The organism is Chitiniphilus shinanonensis DSM 23277 (assembly GCF_000374805.1).
Lineage (GTDB): Bacteria > Pseudomonadota > Gammaproteobacteria > Burkholderiales > Chitinibacteraceae > Chitiniphilus > Chitiniphilus shinanonensis.
In genome coordinates, this window is record NZ_KB895348.1 from 41,633 (window position 1) to 61,025 (window position 19,393).

Consider the following 19,393-nt stretch of genomic DNA (forward strand, 5'->3'; position numbering starts at 1 on the left):
CCCACGTGCAACCCACCCTCATGGGCGTGGCGCGCATGTTACCCAACGTTGCAAGAATGCAGAAAGAATTAAAAGGGGAAGCGCTAGGGCTGCACAAGCCGGAAGGATGGTTTGACTGCCTCCCACCGCACCCGCCGATCTCAGGGCGGATACACCGCCAGTTCCGCGCCGACGCGGATGGCGCTGCGGCGCGCGCTCAGTTCGTAGAGGGTTTCCGGGCCGGGGCTTCCCGGCTTCTTGATCTGCAACTGGGCGCTCAGGCCGTGAGTGCGATCGTACTGCCCGAACCAGTCGATCAGTTGCCCGACGTGGCATGCGCCGTCCAGCCAGACCGGCAGGTCGGCGACGATCTCGAAGCTGTAGTGGCCGGGGCCGAAGCCGTACCAGTCGGCCTGGTTCTCCTCCGGGGTGCCGGGCGGGATCGGGCAGAGCGGCCCGTCGGCGGGCGGCCCGGCGTGGAAGGCGTCCGGGTCGGCCACCGCCTGGTTCAGCGCGGCCAGTCGCTGCTCGTCCAGCTGGTACGGCGGCTGGCCGGCTTCCGGCCGCTGCTGGCGGGGCACGGTGAAATGGTAGCGATAGTCGACGGTCAGGCGCGGCACCAGCGCCAGGGTGCGCAGCGGCCGCAGCAGGTAGAGCCGGTCGCTGCCGTACACGCTGTCGCGCAGCGCGGTGTAGACGCGGCCTTGCAGGCGGACCCAGGTCGCCTGCTGGTTGCCGCCGCGGCCGTTGATCGCGTAAAGCGATTCGTCGCCGGCCTCGCCCGCCGCCGGTCTGGCGCGCGCCGGGGCCACGAAACGACCGCCGCGCCGTTCCAGGGCGATGGCGTAACTCCACAGGCCGGTGCCGCCCTGGTAACTGTCGATCAGCAGATCGCGGTCGCCATCGCCGTCCAGGTCGATCAGTTCATAGCCCGCGTTGCCGGATTCGCCGCCGCCTTCCACCTGCGATGCCCGCAACGCGCGCCACTCGTCCGGGGTGACGCCGGCCGGACGCTCGCTCGGGAAGCGCGCGTCGGCGTCCTCCGGCGCGTCGGGCGGCCGCACGTTGCGGAAGCGGGTGACGCGCTCGGGCGGCAAGGCGAACGCGGCCAAAGCGGTTTCCAGCGGGAACTCCTCGTCGCGCGCCATCGCGGCGGCCACGGCGTCGCGCAACTGGCGCATCGCGGCCCGGTCCACGCCATCCGGCTGATAGGCGCGCGCCACGTGCAGTTGGAGATCCAGCGCCGCGCTCCGCTCCACATGGCGTTGCAGCAGGCAATCCGCCTCGGCGCCGCAGGCGTCGCGTTGCGTCAGCCAGCGTCGCTGCGCCTGCCGCAGCGCCACGCCGTCCACCGTGGGTTCGCGCTGCAATTGGCGGTACAGCCCGGCGACGTCGCGATCCATCAGGCGCAGTTCGGGCCGGGCGCAGATGGTGCTGTCCACCACCGTGCGCGCCGCCGCGCAATCGATGCCGGCGGCGTCGGTGCCCGCCATCAATGCCAGCCACAGGCCGATGCCGCTCGCGATCCGTTTCATGCTTTCCTGCCATCCATACGCCGGGGCCCGGCCGAGCCGGGATTATCCACCAGCGCAAGCAGAACGTCAGGACGCAAAAAGGGGCGGCACCAGGGCCGCCCAAGCAGGGTGTTGCAATCCAATCGAAGGGGCCGGAATGCGCTCCGGCCGGGCGTCAGGGCGATTCGCCCCGGGGCTCAGGCGGCCTTGACCGTCAGCGCGCTCTTCACGTCCTTCACGCCTTCCACCGAGGCGGCGATCTCGATGGCGCGCACGCCGGCGTCGGGGGTTTCCACGGTGCCGGACAGCATCACCACGCCCTTCTCGGTGGTGACCTTCACGTCGAGCGCGGAAAGCTGCTTGTCCTTCATCAGCGCGGCTTTCACCTTGGTGGTGATGGTGGCGTCGTCCACGTAGGCACTGACGGCGCCGGTGGTGTCGGCGTCGTCGGCGGCGTGCAGCGGGGCGATGGCGGCGGTGGACAGGGCGGCGGCGGCGAAGGTGCGGGCAAGCAGGGTACGGAAGGTCATGGGTATCTCCTTGGATGACGCGCCGGGGGAAGCGCGGATCTTGCACGACAAGGCGGAAAGCCTTGTTGGGCTTCGGTACAGCAAGGCCCGTGCCACCCACGGAAAACCCAGCGAAATCAAAGCATTGCGCAGAGCGGTGCCGCAAGCCGGCGCAGGCCGCCACCCGCTGTTGTCGCCGCAGGGCGACAGCAGGGGTGGCATACCCTACAAACCGATGATTACTAAAGGATTATTCCTGTCGCCCATCGGCAACAGGCGGCTCGTCGGCGCGGAACAGCTCGGGGGTGAGGCCGTGCTTTTGCAGCAGGCGGTAGAACTCGGTGCGGTTACGCTCGGCCAGCCGCGCGGCGTCGGCCACGTTGCCGCCGGTGAGCTTGAGCAGCTTGACCAGGTAGTCGCGCTCGAAGCGCTGGCGCGCCTCGGCCAGGCTCAGCACCTCGATGCCGGGGGCGCGCAGCGCGCGCTGCACCAGCGCCAGCGGCACCAGCGGCGCGGTGGACAGCGCGCACACCTGCTCGACCACGTTGTACAGCTGGCGCACGTTGCCGGGCCACGGCGCGGTGGACAGCGCCTCCAGGGCGTCGGGGGCGAAGCCGTTGACGCGGCGGCCGTATTTCTCGGAGACGGTCGCCAGGAAGTGATTGGCCAGCAGCGGGATGTCCTCGCGCCGCTCGGTCAGCGTGGGCAGCGCCAGCGTCACCACGTTGAGCCGGTAATAGAGATCCTCGCGGAACTGGTGCTCGGCCATCGCCGCGTCCAGGTCGCGGTGGGTGGCGGACAGGATGCGCACGTCGATGGCCACCGCCTCGGCCGCGCCCACCGGGCGCACCGCGCGCTCCTGCAACACGCGCAGCAGCTTCACCTGCAACGCCAGCGGCATGTCGCCGATCTCGTCGAGGAACAGCGTGCCGCCGTTGGCGGCCTGGAACAGGCCGCGATGGTTGGCCACAGCGCCGGTGAAGGCGCCCTTCACGTGGCCGAACAGCTCGCTTTCCAGCAACTGCTCGGGGATGGCGCCGCAGTTCACCGCGATGAACGGCGCGCCGGCGCGCGGGCTGGCGCGGTGGATGGCGCGCGCCAGCACTTCCTTGCCGCTGCCGCTCTCGCCACGGATCAGGATGCTGGCGTCGGTCACCGCCACCAGCTTGGCCTCGGCCAGCAGCTCGGCCATGCGCTGGCTGCGGCTGATCAGGCCCTCGCGCCATTCCTCGCCGCGCGGGGTTTCGGCGGGGCTGGGCGCGGTCAGCGCCAGCGCCTGGGCGATCTTGTCCAGCAGCATGCGGCCGTCGAACGGCTTGGTCAGGTAGGCGAAGGCGCCGCGCGAGGTGGCCTCCACCGCGTCGGGAATGGTGCCGTGCGCGGTCAGCAGGATCACCGGCAGCGCCGGGTGGCGGGCGCGGATCTCGTCGAACAGCGCCAGGCCGTCGCGGTCGGGCAGGCGCACGTCGCTGACCACCAGCGCCGGGCGCTCGATGTCCAGCCGGTTGAGCGCGGCCTGGCCGCTGTCGGCGGTGGTGACGCGGTAGCCGGCGGCGGTCAGGCGGATGGTGAGCAGGCGCAGGATGTCGGCGTCGTCGTCGATCAGCAGCAGGTGCGGGGCGGTATCGGCCATGGGGCTCACTTGGTGGCGGGCGCGCTGGGCCGTGCCGGCAGCGTGCTTTCGATTTTCTTCAACGCCTCGACCTTGGCGTTGGCCTCGTCGGCGCGGCGCTGCTCGTCCTTGACCTGCTGCGCCAGCCGGTCGGCCTGGTCCTCCAGCTTGCGGCGCTCGTTGAACTGCGCCTGCAACACGGCGGCCAGCGGCTTGAACGGCGCGGCGACCTCTTCGGTGGATTTGCCGAGCGCGTCCAGCAGGCCGATGGCGCGTGCCAGCTCGCCGTTGCCGTGCATGCGCGACAGCACCAGCGCGCGCTTGAGGGTGGTGTCGGGGCCGGACGGCTCGCCGGCCAGCGCGGCCAGTTCGCGCGCCAGCTCGGCGGCGGTGAGGTTGCGCACCCGCGCGCCATAGGCCAGCACGGCGTCCACTTCGCTGGGCAGGTGCTCCACGTAGACCACCGGCTCGGGCGTGGGCGTCGGTTCGGGGGCGGGTTGCGGCGGGGGCGGCGGCGGTGTGACGCAGGCGGCCAGCCACAGCGGGGCGAGGATCACGGCAAGACGTTTCATAGCGGCAATTCGATCCTGAAATGCGCGCCGCGTTCACTCGGCAGCAGCGCGATGGTGCCGCCCAGGGCGGCGATGTATTCGTGGACGATGGACAGCCCGATGCCGCTGCCATGGCGGGCACCCGGCGGCTGGCGGCGCCCCTGGTAGAACGGTTCGAAGATGCGCGCAGCGTCGTCGGACGCCACGCCGGGGCCGTCGTCGCGGCAGTCGATCCACACCGCGCCCGGCCGCGCGCTCACCCCGAAGCGGATGCGCCCGCCTTGCGGGCTGAAGCGGATGGCGTTGGACAGCAGGTTGCCGAACACGGCGCCGAGCTGGTCGGCGTCGGCCAGCAGGGTTGCGTCGTCGCCCTCGACCGTCACGCTCAGGCCGTGCGCCTGCCATTGCAGGCGCTGGGATTCGACGGCGGCGGCGATCGCCGGTTGCAACGCCAGTCGGGCATGAACGGCACGGCCGGCGTCGAACACGGCGGCGTTGTAGCGCAGCAGGTCCTCGATCTGGGTCTGCAAGGCGGCGACATTCTGCCTGAGGATGCCGACCACTTCGTGCTGCGCCGGCGCCAGCGGGCCGGGCACTTCGTCGTCCAGCAACGCCACGCCTTCGCGCAGCGATGCCAGCGGGGTCTTCAGTTCGTGCGAGACATGCCGCAGGAAGCGCGCCTTGTCGGCCTCCAGCGCGGCCAGCCGGCGCCGCAGCCAGTCGAGCTGCGCGGCGACGCGGCGCAGGTCTTCCGGGCCGCGCACGGCGATCTCCTGGTCGAAGCGGCCCTCGCCCAGGCGCGCGATGGCGCGTTCCAGCCGCGCCAGCGGCCGGGTCAGCCACAGGCCGAAACACAGCGCCAGCAGCACCGCCAGCACCGCGGCGGCGGCCACCTGCGCGCCGAGCAGGCCGCGCTGGCGTTCCAGTTCGGCGATCAGCGCGTCGTTGCCGCGCTCGACGCGGCGCTTGGCGGTCAGCGCCAGCCGCTCGTTCACGTCGCGCAACTGGGCGAAGTGCGCGAACAGCGCGGCCTCGCCGCCGCGCCGGGGCTTGCCGGCCTCCAGCAGTTGCCGCGCGCCCTCGCCGTGGCGCTGCCAGGCGTCGAAATCGCTGGCGGACGCCTCGGGCAGCACGCCGGCCAGGGTGTCGAGCGCCACCCGCGCCTCTTTCCAGGCGTCGAGGAAGCGTTGCAGGAACACCGGGTCGTCCAGCACCAGGAACTGGCGGGCGCTGCGTTCCATGGTCAGGGTGCGCTCGCCCAGGCGCTCGGCGGCCTCGGTCAGCCGCACCGCCTCGCGCGCCGATTCGCGGCTGTGCGCGGCCAGCCGTTCCAGCGTCACCAGCACGTACAGCGAGCTGGCCGACAGCACGGCGCCCACCAGCAGGAACGCCACCAGCAGCAGCTGGCGGAACGACAGCCGATAGCGCAGCGGCGTGCGTTGCGACGCGTCGCGCGCGGTGTCGCGGCTCACGCGGCCGCCCCCAGCCCGCCCAGGCAGTCGGCGATGGCGCCGGCCAGCTCGTCGGCGCGTTCGGCCGGCAGCGCAGCGCAGCTGACGCGCAGCGCCGACAGCCGCCGCGTGACGCGGAAGGCGTCGCCCGCGCGCACCAGGTAGCCGCGCGCCGCCAGCGCCTGCGCCACCACCGCGTCGTCGGCCAGCGGCAGCCACACGTTCAGCCCCTCGCCAGCCTGCGCCGCCAGCCCGCGCCGCCGCAGGGCGTCGGTCAGCGCGACATGACGCTCGGCGTAGCAGGCGGCGGCGCGGCGACGCAGTGTTTCGGTCTCCGGCGCGCGCAGCAGCGCCAGCGCCAGCCGTTGCAGCAAAAAGCTGGGCCAGCGCGGGCCGACGTACTGGCGGCGCTGCACCCGGGTCAGCGTGGTGAGGTCGCCAGTGAGGAAGGCCAGCCGCAGATCCGGCCCCAGCCACTTGGACAGCGAACGCACCGCCGCCCAGCGCGCGCGGCCCGGCGAGACCAGCGACGGCGTGGCGGCGTCGGTGAAGGCGGCGAAGTGGTCGTCCTCGATCAGCAACAGTTCGGGATGGGCATCGACCACGGCGCGCAGCGCGGCGGCGCGCTCGGGCGTGGTGTTCACCCCGGTGGGATTGTGCGAATACGGTGTCCACAACAGCGCCTTGGGCTTGCGCGCCAGCGCCGCCGCCAGCGCGTCCGGCAGCATGCCATCGCCGTCGAGCGGCACGCCGATCAGGGTCACGCCCATCTGCCGCAGCAGCGCCAGCGAGCCGGGAAAGCACGGCTCCTCGACCAGCACGGTGTCGCCCGGCGCCAGCCATGCCGCCAGCACGCGCTCGATGCCGTCCAGCGCGCCATGCGTCAGCAGCGGCTCGGCCACCTCGGCGCCGATACGGCCCTGGCGCAGCCACCAGTCGCGGCCCCACGCCTGGAGGTCGGCCAGATAGCAGGGCTGGCCGTACAGGGCGGGCGGCTCCGCCGGCAACGCCGCCAGGTACGGCGCGTAGTCGGGCAGCAACGCCGGGTCGGGGTTGCCCGACGCCAGTTCCAGCATGCCCGGCGCCGAGGTGAAGGCGTGCACGCCCAGCGGCATGCCCAGCCGGGTGCGCGGGGCGACGCGGGTGCCGGCGCGCCCGGCCGCTTCGGCCAGGCCGGCGGCGATCAGCTTGCGGTAGGCGGCGGCGACGGTGTTGCGGTTGACCGCCAGCGCCTGCGCCAGCGCGCGGATCGGCGGCAACGCTTCGCCCTGGCCCAGCGTGCCGTCTTCGATCAGCTCGCGCACGTGGACGAAGATGTCGTCCGCGCCACGGCCCTTGCAGTCAAGAATCGTTCTTTGTACCATCCAAATCTACAAATACGTCATAGGACAAATAAACATGAAGCCAGCCTTTGCCAGACAAAACGCCTGGCTGCTCGGACTATGCCAGTTCTGCTACATGGCGGCCACGGCGACCGGCATCTCGTTCAGCGGTCTGGTCGGCGCGCGGCTGGCGCCGTGGAGCAGCCTGGCCACCCTGCCCTACCTGCTGATCACGCTGAGCACCGCGCTGGCCACGCTGGTGGTGCCGCGCCTGCTGGCGCGCCCAGGGCCTGTTCACGCTCTTTTCGCGGCAGCGCCGGGCCGGAAAAAGGTCAGGCACAAGGCGTGCGACGCAGGCAATAACCGGTTATTTCCAAGGAGCACAACGCAGTGGATGACCTTTTTCCGGCCCGGCCCGCAGGGTTCGGGGCATTACCGGCGCGCTACCGCGTTGCACGCCGCTCACGGTATTCATACCGCAGCGCGTCCTGCGCCTTGCCGCACACCGGCACTGCCCCGAACGCTGCCGCGAAAAGAGCGTGAACAGGCCCCGAGCTACCGGCGGGTGTTCGCGCTGGGGGCGGTGCTCGGCATGGCGGGCGGCCTGGTGTGCGTGACCGCGCTGTACCTGCAATCGTTCGCGCTGTTCTGCCTGGCGGCGCCGTTCCAGGGCTTTTACCAGGCGACGGCGCTGTACTACCGCTACGCGGCGGCCGAGGGCGCGCCCGATGCGCACAAGGGCTCGGCGATGGCGTGGGTGCTGAGCGGCGGCATCCTGGCCGCGTTCGCCGGCCCGCTGCTGGGCGGCTACGCGGTGGACCGGGTGCCGCACGTGCTGTACGCCGGCAGTTTTCTCGGCATGGCGTCGATGGCGCTGCTGGCCTTGCTGCCGCTGGCCCTGGCGCGCCTGCCCGCGCCGCCGCCGCTGGTGGCACCCGCCGAGCGCACGCCGTGGCGCGAGGTGCTGGCCACGCCGCGCGCGCTCGGCGGCATGCTCGGTTGCGCCGGAGGCTACGGGCTGATGATGTTCATGATGGTGGCCAGCCCGCTGGCCATCGCCGGCTGCGGCTTCACCCCGCTGCACGCGGCCAGCGTGATCCAGTGGCACATGCTGGGGATGTTCGCGCCGTCGCTGGTCACCGGGCGGCTGATCGCGCGCTTCGGCGCCGGGCGGGTGGCGTGGGCCGGCGGCGTGCTCAACCTGGCGGCGTGCGCGCTGGCGCTGGGCGGGCTGACGCTGAACCACTTCCATGCGTCGTTGCTGCTGGTGGGGCTGGGCTGGAACCTGATGTACATGGGCGGCAGCACGCTGATCGCGCAAAGCCCGCCCGCCGCCCGGGCGCGGCTGCAATCGGCCAACGAGTTGCTGACCTTCAGCGTGGTGGCCGCCGCGGCCGGGCTGGCCGGCTGGGTGTATCAGGCGCTGGGCTGGTACGCGGTGGCGGGCATCGCGCTCGGCCTGACGCTGGCGCTGGGCGCCGCGGCGGCGCTGCTGGTGCGCCGGCCGCGCCTGGCGGCGGCCTGAAGACGGCCGGCGCGGGGGAAGCGGGCAAGTTCGGCTCGGCCACCCCACGCGACGACGCCGGAAGGGTTTGCCAGCCACAGCAACAAAGCCCAGCGCAGTGGTTCTGGCAAGGAGCGAGCGCGCAGACAGTACGAGTAGTACGGCAAGCGAACGCGACGCCGCCAGAACCGCTGCGCTGGGCTTTGTCAGCCGCTTTATTCCTGGCGGGTGCGCTGGGGGGCGGGATTGCGATAAGACAGATGGAAATCCAGCGACTCGCGGCCGTCGCCCTTGAATTCGACGAACTGCACGCCGGTGCGGAACAGGCCGAATTCGTTGGACAGCACGGTGTAGACCACCCGGCTCTTCACCTCGACCACCTTGGGACGTTGGCCGGCATGGGTGGCGGGGATCGAGATCAGCACCGTCACCTTGTCGGACATCGGCAGGCTGAAGTCGGAATGCAGGCTGAAGCCGCCGTGCGAGATGTCGAACGCCCGCCCGCGGAACGACAGCCGCTGCTCGCGTTCCTCGTAGACGATGGCGACGCGCCAGTTCACCAGGAAGCGCGCTTCCTGGCGGTGTTCCTTCCAGTCCGGCTCGTCCAGCCCGGGCAGGAACATGTTGTGCATGCCGTTTTCCATAGAACATCCGTCAACGAATGGTCATGCATTATAGGGCGGACGGCCATGCGCCCGGTGCATGGCGTGCCCGGCGCCCGCGCGCTATAACCCCTACGTCCGCCCCAGGCGGATCCGCCCGCGCCGGATCGCGATGCTTCATCCGCGTCGGCGCCCATGAAACCCCAAGAAACCAATCGAAGCGGCCCGCTCGCCGCCGACGCATGCCGGCTCCGCCCAGGTCCGCCTACCCCTTCCAAGGAGGAACCCCATGCGTGCGTTGTCCACTCTGCTTTGCCTCGCCACCCTCGCCCCGCTGGCGCAGGCCCAAGCGCTGTTCTTCGACGATTTCCAGTACACCGACCGCCAGGCGCTGGCGGCCAAGGGCTGGACCGTGCGCACCAGCGCCGGCTGGCCCGGCGTGGAAGGCGCCCAATGGTGGGCCGACGGGGTGCGGGTGATCGCCGATCCGGCCGACAAGAACAACCGCCTGCTGCAACTGCGCGCCGCCACCGACGGCAGCGCCAAGGGCTCGCGCCAGGCGCAGCTGTGCCACGCCCGCAAGTACCTGGAAGGCACCTACGCCGCGCGGGTGCGCTTCCGCGACGCGCCGGTCAGCGGCCCCGACGGCGACGCCATCGTCGAGACCTTCTACCTGATCAGCCCGTTGAAGGCGCCCAAGGACCCGGACTACAGCGAGGCCGATTTCGAATACCTGCCCAACGGCGGCTGGGGCGCCAGCGGGCCGTACTTCTACGCCACCACCTGGGAAACCTTCATCCCGGCGCCCAATTTCTGGAAGGACAACCAGTACGACCGGCTGGCCGGCAGCCAGGAAGGCTGGCACACGCTGGTGCTGAACATCGCCAAGGGGCAGGTGAACTACTTCCTCGATGGCAAGCCGTTCGCCCGCCACGGCGGCGACTACTACCCCGAGGTGCCGATGTCGATCAACTTCAACCTGTGGTTCACCAATCTGGCGTCGCTCGGCGCCACGCGACGCGAATACCAGCAGGAGGTCGACTGGGTGCTGCACGTGAAGGACGAGGTGCTGACCCCCGCCCAGGTCGATGCGCAGGTGAAGGCGCTGCGCGGGGCGAAGGTGCCGTTCCGCGACACCGTGCCGTCGCGCGGGCTGGCGTCGCCGTGCAATCTGTGACCCTGGCGGGCCGGGTTGCCGGAGCGCGGCAGTCCGGTCACCCCGGGGCGAAACCGGCCCGGGGTGACAGCGCAAGTCTGGTCGTGGCGCGGGGCAACGCGGCCCGCAGCCACCGGCACTGATGCGATAAACAGGACAAATCATCCCATCAGAGCTGATTTATCCCTTCAATTGACGGTGGCACACTCCGGGACATCCCCTCACCCGACGATTTCCGGAGTGCCGCCATGTCCCGCCTTCCCACCTTCTTCGTGTCGCACGGCTCGCCGATGCTGGCGCTGGACGCCGGCAACGCCGGCAAGGTCTGGGCCGCCATCGGCCGCGACCTGCCGCGCCCGCGCGCGGTGCTGATGGTGTCGGCCCACTGGCACGCCAGCGGCGGCGCGGTCGGCGCGGTGGCGCAGCCCGACACCATCCACGACTTCGGCGGCTTTCCGCCGGTGCTCTATACGCTGCAATACCCCGCGCCGGGCGATCCGGCGCTGGCGCGCGAGGTGTTCGAACTGTTGGGCGCGCAGGGCTTCTCGCCGCGCGTGGACCTCACCCGCGGCCTGGACCACGGCGCCTGGGTGCCGCTGCGGGTGATGTATCCCGACGCCGACGTGCCGGTGGTGCAACTGGCGCTGGACATGCGCCAGGGCCCCGCCTGGCATTACCGCCTGGGCCAGGCGCTGCGCAGCCTGCGCGATAGCGGGGTGCTGATCGTCGGCAGCGGCAGCATGACGCACAACCTGCACGACGTGTTCGGCGCCGAGCCGGTATCGCCCGCCTATGTGGCGCCGTTCCAGGCATGGATGCACCAGCGGCTGGACCACGGCGAGCTGGACGCCCTGCTCGACTATCGCCAACAGGCGCCGCACGCCGCGCGCGCGCACCCCAGCGAGGAGCACCTGCTGCCGCTGTTCGTGGCCCTGGGCGCCGCCGACGGCGAGCCGGTCGTCCGGCTGCACGACGAGGTGACCGAGCGGGTGCTGGCGATGGATGTGTATCGGTTCGGGTGATCCAACGGGCCGGGCGCGGCAAGCGTTCCCCTGGCCACACCGCGGTTCGTCGACGTCCACAAAACAAAACCCCGGCCATGGCCGGGGTTTTGTGTTGCGCAACGCGCCGCTCAGGAAAAGAACGCCTTCACTTTATCCATGAACGACTTGGCGCGCGGGTTGTGCTTTTCGGCGTCGCCCTGGCTGATCTCCTCGAACTCCTTCAGCAGTTCCTTCTGCCGGCTGGTGAGGTTGACCGGGGTTTCCACCACCACGTGGCACATCAGGTCGCCGGTGATCGAGGTGCGCACGCCCTTGATGCCCTTGCCGCGCAGGCGGAACACCTGGCCGGTCTGGGTACCGGCGGGGATGCTGATGCGCGCCTTGCCTTCCAGCGTGGGGATCTCGATCTCGCCGCCGAGCGCGGCGGTGCCGATGCCGATGGGCATCTCGCAGTGCAGGTCGTTGCCTTCGCGCTCGAACACGCCGTGCGGCTTGAGGTGGACCACCACGAACAGGTCGCCCGGAGGCCCGCCGTTGACGCCCGGCTCGCCTTCGCCGGACAGGCGGATGCGGTCGCCTTCGTCCACGCCGGCGGGGATCTTCACCGCCAGGGTCTTGGTGGTCTGCACCCGGCCGGTGCCATGGCAGGTGCGGCAGGGATCGGGGATGTACTTGCCGCTGCCGTGGCAGGTGGGGCAGGTCTGCTGGATGCTGAAGAAGCCTTGCGACACGCGCACTTGGCCGTGGCCGTTGCAGGTGTGGCAGGTCTTGGCCTCGGTGCCGGGCTTGGCGCCGCTGCCGTGGCAGGTGTCGCATTCCTCGTGCGAGGGGATCTTGATCTGCTTCTCGACGCCGCGCGCGGCCTCTTCCAGCGTGATCTCCATGTTGTAGCGCAGGTCGGCGCCGCGGTAGACGTTGGAACGCCCGCCACCGCCGCCCCGGCCACCGCCGAAGATGTCGCCGAAGATGTCGGAGAACGCATCGGCGAAGCCACCGGCACCAAAGCCGCCCCCGCCGCCCATCCCGGCCTGCGGGTCCACCCCGGCGTGGCCGTACTGGTCGTAGGCGGCGCGCTTCTGCGCGTCGGAAAGGATCTCGTAGGCCTCCTTGGCCTCCTTGAACTTTTCCTCGGCCTCCTTGCTGTCCGGATTGCGGTCCGGGTGGTACTTCATCGCCAGCTTGCGATAGGCCTTCTTGATGTCGTCGTCGCTGGCGTCGCGGTTGACGCCCAGCACATCGTAAAAATCTTTTTTGCTCATGGGCTGAGAAGGGGGAAGGGGGAAGGGGGAAGGGTCAAAGCTTGCGTCGAATGGACGCCGCAAGCCCCATGACCAATCCGGATACTTCGTCCACCAAACCGCCCAGTTCCTCTTGATCGCTTAGGTAATTCAATCTGATGGCCAATTCGATCAGCGTGTCCAATTCCGACAGCGATCCGGCCGCGATTCCCAGGAAATGAAGCAATTCCCTGCTGCCATTTCGGGCGAAGCCTTCAGCAATATTGGCGGGCACCGATACCGATGCCCGCCGCAATTGTGAAATGAGGCCGTACTGCTCGTTCTGGGGGAAAGCGAGGGTGGCCGTGTAGACACACTCCACCAGATCCATCGCCCGTTGCCAGGCTTTCAGATCGCGATGGTTGCGCCGCACACCCTTCCCTCTTCGCCCTTCCCCCTTCCCGAATTACTTGTTGTCCTTCACCTCGGTGAACTCGGCATCGACCACGTTGCCGTCCTCGCCCTGGCCGGCTTCGCCGCCGGCCGCGCCGGCCGCGCCCGCTTCGGCGCCGCCCTGCTGGCCGTACATCTGTTCGGCGAGCTTGTGGCTGGCCTGCATCAGCGCGTTGGTCTTGGCTTCGATGGCGTCCTTGTCGTCGCCCTTCACCACTTCTTCCAGTTCCTTGATCGCGGTTTCGATCGCGGCCTTTTCGTCGGCGGCGATCTTGTCGCCGAACTCGGTCAGCGACTTCTTCACCGAGTGGATCATGGCGTCGCCCTGGTTACGGGCGCTGACCAGATCGTGCAGCTTTTTGTCCTCTTCGGCGTTCAGCTCGGCGTCGCGCACCATCTGCTGGATCTCTTCCTCGCTCAAGCCCGAGGAAGCCTGGATCTTGATCTTGTTTTCCTTGCCGGTGGCCTTGTCCTTGGCCGACACGTGCAGGATGCCGTTGGCGTCGATGTCGAAGGTGACTTCGATCTGCGGCACGCCGCGCGGCGCCGGCGGGATGTCGGTCAGGTTGAACTGGCCCAGGCTCTTGTTGGCGGACGCCTTCTCGCGCTCGCCCTGCAGCACGTGGATGGTCACCGCGTTCTGGTTGTCGTCGGCGGTGGAGAACACCTGCGACGCCTTGGTCGGAATGGTGGTGTTCTTGTTGATCAGCTTGGTCAGCACGCCGCCCAGGGTTTCGATGCCCAGGCTCAGCGGGGTGACGTCCAGCAGCAGCACGTCCTTGCGGTCGCCGCCCAGCACGGCGCCCTGGATCGCGGCGCCGACGGCCACGGCTTCGTCCGGGTTCACGTCGCGGCGCGGTTCCTTGCCGAAGAACTCCTTCACCTTGTCCTGCACCTTGGGCATGCGGGTCTGGCCGCCGACCAGGATCACGTCGTCGATGTCGGAAGCCTTCAGGCCGGCATCCTTCAGCGCGATGCGGCACGGCTCGATCGAGCGCTCGATCAGCTCGTCGACCAGCGATTCGAACTTGGCGCGGGTGATCTTCAGCACCAGGTGCTTGGGACCGGTGGCGTCCATGGTGATGTACGGCAGGTTGACTTCGGTCTGCGCGGCGCTGGACAGCTCGATCTTGGCCTTCTCGGCGGCTTCCTTCAGGCGTTGCAGCGCCATCACGTCCTTCTTCAGGTCGATGCCCTGCTCCTTCTGGAACTCGCCGATGATGTAGTCGATCAGGCGCTGGTCGAAGTCCTCGCCGCCCAGGAAGGTGTCGCCGTTGGTGGCCAGCACTTCGAACTGCTTGTCGCCATCGACGTCGGCGATCTCGATGATCGAGATGTCGAAGGTGCCGCCGCCCAGGTCATACACCGCCACCTTGCGGTCGCCCTTCTCGCTCTTGTCCATGCCGAAGGCCAGCGCGGCGGCGGTCGGCTCGTTGATGATGCGCTTCACTTCCAGGCCGGCGATGCGGCCGGCGTCCTTGGTGGCCTGGCGCTGGCTGTCGTTGAAGTAGGCCGGCACGGTGATGACGGCTTCGGTGACTTCCTCGCCCAGGTAGTCCTCGGCGGTCTTCTTCATCTTGCGCAGCACTTCGGCGCTGATCTGCGGCGGGGCCTTCTTGTCGCCGCGCACTTCCACCCAGGCGTCGCCGTTGTCGGCCTTGACGATGCTGTAGGGCATCAGGTCGATGTCCTTCTGCACTTCCTTTTCCTGGAACTTGCGGCCGATCAGGCGCTTGACGGCGTACAGGGTGTTGCGCGGGTTGGTCACCGCCTGGCGCTTGGCCGGGGCGCCGACCAGGATCTCGCCGTCGTCCTGATACGCGATGATCGACGGGGTGGTGCGGGTGCCTTCCGAGTTTTCGATCACCTTGGGTTGACCGTTTTCGATCACCGCCACGCAGCTGTTGGTGGTGCCCAGGTCGATACCGATGATTTTTGCCATGTCTGTCTATCCTTTGTTCCGGGCCGCGACCTCGATCGCGGCGTTGAATTCAATAACCTTGTTGCGCAAGTGGGGATGTCGTGCGGGTTTTCAAGCGTCGCCTTTCATGTGGCGGTAACCCGGCGGCGATCCATCGTTGAATACATCGTCGGCGCCGCCGACAAAACCCAGCGAAGCGATCCTGGCAAGGAGCACGAAACGCAGACAGTACGTGTAGTACGGCAAGTTTCAGCTCGGCGCCCCCACGCGACGCCGCCAGGAGGGTTTTGTCGGTGGCGTCTACTGCGGGCCCGCGACGATGACCATCGCCGGACGCAGCACGCGGCCGGAGAGCAGGTAGCCCTTTTGCAGCACGCGCACCACGGTGTTCGCTTCCTGTGACGACGGCTCCACCGAGATCGCCTGGTGCAGGTTGGGGTCGAGCTTGTCGCCGGCCTGCGGCGCGATGTCGGTCAGCTCGAATTTCTCGAACGCGCTCACCAGCGCCTTATGGGTGAGATCGACGCCCATCTTCAGCGCTTCGAAGTTGCCGGATTGATCCAGCAGCGCCATTTCCATCGCGTCCTTCACCGCCATCAACTCGCGGGCGAACTTCTCGACGGCGAAGCGGCGGGCCTTGTCCACTTCCTCGGCGGCGCGGCGCCGGATGTTCTCGCCCTCGGCCTTGGCATACAGCACATCCTGGCGGGCTTTCTCCAGTTCGGCGGCCAGCGCGTCCATGCGCTCGCCCTGCGCGGCTTCCGCGTCTTCGAACTGCTGGAGATCGTCCTGCTGGTTTTCTTGTTGTGGATTCAGTTCGTTCTGTTCGCTCATTACCCTGGCACTCCGTGACAAATCGATTGCAGTGCCCAAGATGGGCGCCCCGTCCCTTATTTCAAGACCCTACTGTTCGCGGGGAAATCGTGGCCTTGTGCCGCCCGTCCCCGCCACCGATCGGTTCGTGGCCAGTCGGGCGCCGCGAACAAGGCCCTCCCGGCGGCGTCGCGTGAACTTGCCGTACTACACGTGCTGTCTGCGTTTCGCGCTTTTTGCCAGGGCCGCTTCGCTGGGTTTTGTTCGTGCCTCTCAAACATTCTGCTAGGTGCATTCCCCAACTTGTAGTCATCACGGTGAAACTACATTGTTATGGTGCAACGCCGCATTGTGCTGCGGTGCACGAGGGGCAGCTTGCGCGCCCAGACCAATACGGCCTCAAGGCCAGCTTTTTTGCGGGAGAAAGCCATGACGACGCGGGAAGAACGCATTGCACAAATCGAACGGGACTGGCGCGAGAATCCGCGCTGGAAGGGCATAGAACGCGCCTATACCGCCGCGGATGTTGAAAGACTGCGCGGCACACTACAAATCGAACACACCCTGGCGCGGCGCGGCGCCGAGAAGCTGTGGACGCTGATGCACGAGCAGCCCTATGTGCACGCGCTGGGCGCGCTGACCGGCAACCAGGCGATGCAGCAGGTGAAGGCCGGGCTGAAGGCCATCTACCTGTCGGGCTGGCAGGTGGCGGCCGACGCCAATATCGCCGGCGAGATGTACCCGGATCAATCGCTGTATCCGGCCAACTCGGTGCCGGCTGTGGTCCGCCGCATCAACAACACCTTCCAGCGCGCCGACCAGATCGCGCACGCCGAGGGCGACGACAGCGTCGACTACTACGCCCCCATCGTGGCCGATGCCGAGGCCGGCTTCGGCGGCGTGCTCAACGCCTTCGAGCTGATGAAGGGCATGATCGAGGCCGGCGCCGCCGGCGTGCACTTCGAGGACCAGCTCGCCAGCGTGAAGAAGTGCGGCCACATGGGCGGCAAGGTGCTGGTGCCGACCCGCGAAGCGGTGGAAAAGCTGGTGGCCGCGCGGCTGGCCGCCGACGTGCTGGGCGTGCCGACCATCCTGGTGGCGCGCACCGACGCCGAGGCCGCCGACCTGCTGACCAGCGACGTGGACGCCAACGACCGTCCGTTCTGCACCGGCGAGCGCACGCCCGAGGGCTTCTACCGCACCAAGCCGGGCCTGGAGCAGGCGATCAGCCGCGGCCTGGCCTACGCGCCGTATGCCGACCTGATCTGGTGCGAGACCGGCAAGCCCGATCTGGAATACGCGCGCAAGTTCGCCGAGGCGATCCACGCCAGATTCCCCGGCAAGATGCTGGCCTACAACTGCTCGCCGAGCTTCAACTGGAAGAAGAACCTGGACGACGCCACCATCGCGCGCTTCCAGAAGGAGCTGGGTGCGCTGGGCTACAAGTTTCAGTTCATTACGCTGGCCGGCTTCCACGCCCTCAACTACGGCATGTTCAACCTGGCCCACGGCTATGCCCGCCAGGGCATGACCGCCTTCGTCGAACTGCAACAGGCCGAGTTCGCCGCCGCCGAGCGCGGCTTCACCGCGGTGAAGCACCAGCGCGAAGTGGGCACCGGCTACTTCGACGATGTGACGCAGACCGTCCAGCGCGGCCAGTCGAGCACTACGGCGTTGACCGGATCGACCGAGGAAGAACAGTTCCACTGAGCGGCGAACAAAACCCTCCTGGCTGCGTCGCGCACACTTGCCGTACTACTCGTACTGTCTGCGTTCGCGCTTCTTGCCAGAACCGCTTCACAGGGTTTTGTCAGCCGCTCCAGCGTTCCGCTTCGTCGTTCCAGGCAGTACCGCCCCAGGCGGTGCGGCACGGCCCACCCGCAAGCCGGGCCGCGCCGCCCAGGGCGTGGAAGGCATCCAGTCCAGCGGATGGCCTTCCTGGCTGTACCCGATGTGGCAGCCGATCCGACGGCATATCCCGCGTCCGTCGCATGGATCGGCCCGCCACCTGTTCCCGCCATGAGAGGGAGCGCCGACGCCGTATCTCCCGGCGTCGGCAGCCGCAGTGAATGTCGCATGCGATCGCCATGCGCCAGCCGCCGTCGCGAAAAGATCGTGAACAGGCTCTAACATTTCGAGCGATGCGCGCCTTTGCGGCGCGTCGCCGCCATCCAGGAGACCACCATGACACTGCCCCCCGGCATCGCCATCACCGCCGAGATCACCCCCGAGTTCGCCGAGATCCTCACGCCGGAGGCGCTGGCCTTCGTCGCCATGCTGCACCGCCGCTTCGAGGCGCGCCGCCAGGAGCTGCTGGCCGCGCGCGTGCGCCGCCAGGCCGAGCTGGACGCCGGTCGCCGCCCCGACTTCCTGCCCGAGACCCAGGCCGTGCGCGACGGCGACTGGCGCATCGCGCCGGTGCCGGCCGACCTGGCGCTGCGCCGCGTCGAGATCACCGGGCCGGTCGAGCGCAAGATGATCATCAACGCGCTCAACTCCGGCGCCGACAGCTACATGACCGACTTCGAGGATTCCAACACCCCGAACTGGTCGAACCAGATCCAGGGCCAGCTCAACCTCAAGGCCGCCATCCGCCGCACCCTGTCGTTCCGCAACGAGGCCGGCAAGGAATACCGGCTGAACGACAAGGTGGCCACGCTGGTGGTGCGCCCGCGCGGCTGGCACCTGGACGAAAAGCACGTCACCGTCGACGGCGCGCGCGTATCGGGCGGCATCTTCGACTTCGCGCTGTTCCTGTTCCACAACGCCAAGGAACTGCTGGCGCGCGGCAGCGGGCCGTATTTCTACCTGCCCAAGATGGAAAGCCACCTGGAAGCGCGGCTGTGGAACGACATCTTCGTCGCCGCGCAGCACGAGCTGGGCATCGCGCAGGGCACCATCAAGGCCACGGTGCTGATCGAGACCATCCTGGCCGCGTTCGAGATGGAAGAAATCCTCTACGAACTGCGCGAGCACTCGGCCGGCCTGAACGCCGGCCGCTGGGACTACATCTTCAGCTGCATCAAGAAGTTCAAGACCGACCGCGACTTCTGCCTGGCCAACCGCGCCCAGATCACCATGACCGTGCCATTCATGCGCGCCTATGCGCTGAACCTGGTCAAGGCATGCCACAAACGCGGCGCGCCCGCCATCGGCGGCATGAGCGCGCTGATCCCGATCAAGAACGACCCCGCCGCCAACGACAAGGCGATGGCCGCGGTGCGCGCCGACAAGACCCGCGACGCCAACGACGGCTTCGACGGCGGCTGGGTGGCGCACCCGGGGCTGGTGCCGATCGCGATGGAGGAATGGCTGAAGGTGCTGGGCGACGCGCCCAACCAGTTCGGCAAGCAGCGCGACGACGTGACCACCCGCGCCGCCGACCTGCTCGACTTCCAGCCCGAGCAGCCGATCACCGAGGCCGGCCTGCGGATGAACATCGACGTCGGCATCCAGTACCTGGGTTCGTGGCTGGCCGGCAACGGCTGCGTGCCAATCCACAACCTGATGGAGGACGCCGCCACCGCCGAGATCAGCCGCAGCCAGGTGTGGCAGTGGATCCGCTCGCCCAAGGGCGTGCTCGACGACGGCCGCAAGGTCACCGCCGGGATGGTGCGCGGCATGATTCCGCAGGTGCTCGACGCGATCCGCGCCGAACACGGCGACGCCACCTTCGAGCGTGTGCCGTACACCCAGGCGGCGCAGATCTTCGAGCAGATGAGCACCAGCGAGGAGTTCGCCGAATTCCTCACGCTGCCGCTGTACGAGAAGATCTGATCGCTGTC

At 68.7% G+C, this 19,393-nt stretch carries 16 protein-coding genes; 5 read left to right on the forward strand and 11 right to left on the reverse strand.

The features are described 5' to 3' along the window. Nucleotides 1-140 precede the first annotated feature (140 nt). The 6 genes from C556_RS0113825 to C556_RS0113850 all read right to left on the reverse strand — a co-directional run bounded on the left by C556_RS0113825 (nucleotide 141) and on the right by C556_RS0113850 (nucleotide 6,980). Nucleotides 141-1,514 (reverse strand): lysozyme inhibitor LprI family protein, encoded by a 1,374-nt coding sequence (locus tag C556_RS0113825; protein WP_018748846.1) that lies wholly within the window; start codon nucleotides 1,512-1,514, stop codon nucleotides 141-143. A gap of 176 nt (nucleotides 1,515-1,690) precedes the next feature. Then, the gene (locus tag C556_RS0113830) at nucleotides 1,691-2,023 is read right to left on the reverse strand and encodes a BON domain-containing protein (protein ID WP_018748847.1); all 333 of its coding nucleotides are present in this window, start codon (nucleotides 2,021-2,023) and stop codon (nucleotides 1,691-1,693) included. Nucleotides 2,024-2,252: 229 nt separating this feature from the next. Continuing rightward, a complete protein-coding gene (locus C556_RS0113835; RefSeq protein WP_018748848.1) occupies nucleotides 2,253-3,635 on the reverse strand; it encodes a sigma 54-interacting transcriptional regulator in 1,383 nt (460 codons plus the stop codon). A 5-nt stretch (nucleotides 3,636-3,640) separates the two neighbouring features. Further along, nucleotides 3,641-4,186: a hypothetical protein gene (locus C556_RS20470; protein WP_018748849.1), complete on the reverse strand. Its 546-nt coding sequence runs from the start codon at nucleotides 4,184-4,186 to the stop codon at nucleotides 3,641-3,643. Further along, the gene (locus tag C556_RS0113845) at nucleotides 4,183-5,637 is read right to left on the reverse strand and encodes a sensor histidine kinase (protein ID WP_018748850.1); all 1,455 of its coding nucleotides are present in this window, start codon (nucleotides 5,635-5,637) and stop codon (nucleotides 4,183-4,185) included. Before C556_RS0113845 ends, C556_RS20470 begins: the two co-directional genes overlap by 4 nt. After that, nucleotides 5,634-6,980 (reverse strand): aminotransferase class I/II-fold pyridoxal phosphate-dependent enzyme, encoded by a 1,347-nt coding sequence (locus tag C556_RS0113850; RefSeq protein WP_040431184.1) that lies wholly within the window; start codon nucleotides 6,978-6,980, stop codon nucleotides 5,634-5,636. The genes C556_RS0113845 and C556_RS0113850 overlap by 4 nt, the downstream gene beginning before the upstream one ends. A 34-nt stretch (nucleotides 6,981-7,014) precedes the next feature. Here C556_RS0113850 and C556_RS20475 point away from each other — a divergent pair, with 34 nt between their 5' ends. Continuing rightward, nucleotides 7,015-8,463, forward strand: a complete 1,449-nt coding sequence (locus C556_RS20475) for an MFS transporter (protein WP_157236187.1) — start codon at nucleotides 7,015-7,017, stop codon at nucleotides 8,461-8,463. A 194-nt stretch (nucleotides 8,464-8,657) separates the two neighbouring features. Here C556_RS20475 and C556_RS0113865 read toward each other — a convergent pair whose 3' ends face one another. Then, nucleotides 8,658-9,074 carry a PilZ domain-containing protein gene (locus tag C556_RS0113865; protein WP_157236188.1) on the reverse strand — a complete coding sequence of 139 codons (417 nt, stop codon included), beginning with the start codon at nucleotides 9,072-9,074 and terminating at the stop codon, nucleotides 8,658-8,660. Between the two features lie 259 nt (nucleotides 9,075-9,333). Here C556_RS0113865 and C556_RS0113870 point away from each other — a divergent pair, with 259 nt between their 5' ends. Both C556_RS0113870 and C556_RS0113875 read left to right on the forward strand, forming a co-directional pair. Continuing rightward, nucleotides 9,334-10,221 carry a glycoside hydrolase family 16 protein gene (locus tag C556_RS0113870; RefSeq protein WP_018748854.1) on the forward strand — a complete coding sequence of 296 codons (888 nt, stop codon included), beginning with the start codon at nucleotides 9,334-9,336 and terminating at the stop codon, nucleotides 10,219-10,221. Nucleotides 10,222-10,448: 227 nt separating this feature from the next. Beyond that, nucleotides 10,449-11,222: a DODA-type extradiol aromatic ring-opening family dioxygenase gene (locus C556_RS0113875; protein ID WP_018748855.1), complete on the forward strand. Its 774-nt coding sequence runs from the start codon at nucleotides 10,449-10,451 to the stop codon at nucleotides 11,220-11,222. 110 nt (nucleotides 11,223-11,332) lie between these two features. On the opposite strand, the gene dnaJ is transcribed toward C556_RS0113875, so the two are convergent. The 4 genes from dnaJ to grpE form a co-directional block, all read right to left on the reverse strand. Beyond that, nucleotides 11,333-12,463, reverse strand: a complete 1,131-nt coding sequence (gene dnaJ / locus C556_RS0113880) for a molecular chaperone DnaJ (RefSeq protein WP_026263095.1) — start codon at nucleotides 12,461-12,463, stop codon at nucleotides 11,333-11,335. Nucleotides 12,464-12,497: 34 nt separating this feature from the next. Beyond that, nucleotides 12,498-12,854 carry a four helix bundle protein gene (locus C556_RS0113885; RefSeq protein ID WP_026263096.1) on the reverse strand — a complete coding sequence of 119 codons (357 nt, stop codon included), beginning with the start codon at nucleotides 12,852-12,854 and terminating at the stop codon, nucleotides 12,498-12,500. A 33-nt stretch (nucleotides 12,855-12,887) separates the two neighbouring features. Continuing rightward, on the reverse strand, nucleotides 12,888-14,816 hold the full coding sequence (gene dnaK, locus C556_RS0113890) for a molecular chaperone DnaK (protein WP_018748858.1): 1,929 nt from the start codon (nucleotides 14,814-14,816) through the stop codon (nucleotides 12,888-12,890). A gap of 279 nt (nucleotides 14,817-15,095) precedes the next feature. Beyond that, complete coding sequence (gene grpE / locus C556_RS0113895) at nucleotides 15,096-15,629, reverse strand: nucleotide exchange factor GrpE (protein WP_018748859.1); 534 nt, start codon at nucleotides 15,627-15,629, stop codon at nucleotides 15,096-15,098. Nucleotides 15,630-16,037: 408 nt separating this feature from the next. Here grpE and aceA point away from each other — a divergent pair, with 408 nt between their 5' ends. Further along, nucleotides 16,038-17,318: an isocitrate lyase gene (aceA, locus tag C556_RS0113900; protein WP_018748860.1), complete on the forward strand. Its 1,281-nt coding sequence runs from the start codon at nucleotides 16,038-16,040 to the stop codon at nucleotides 17,316-17,318. Nucleotides 17,319-17,792: 474 nt separating this feature from the next. Beyond that, entirely contained in the window at nucleotides 17,793-19,385 is a 1,593-nt protein-coding gene (aceB, locus tag C556_RS0113905; RefSeq protein ID WP_040431189.1) for a malate synthase A, read from the forward strand. Nucleotides 19,386-19,393 lie beyond the last annotated feature (8 nt).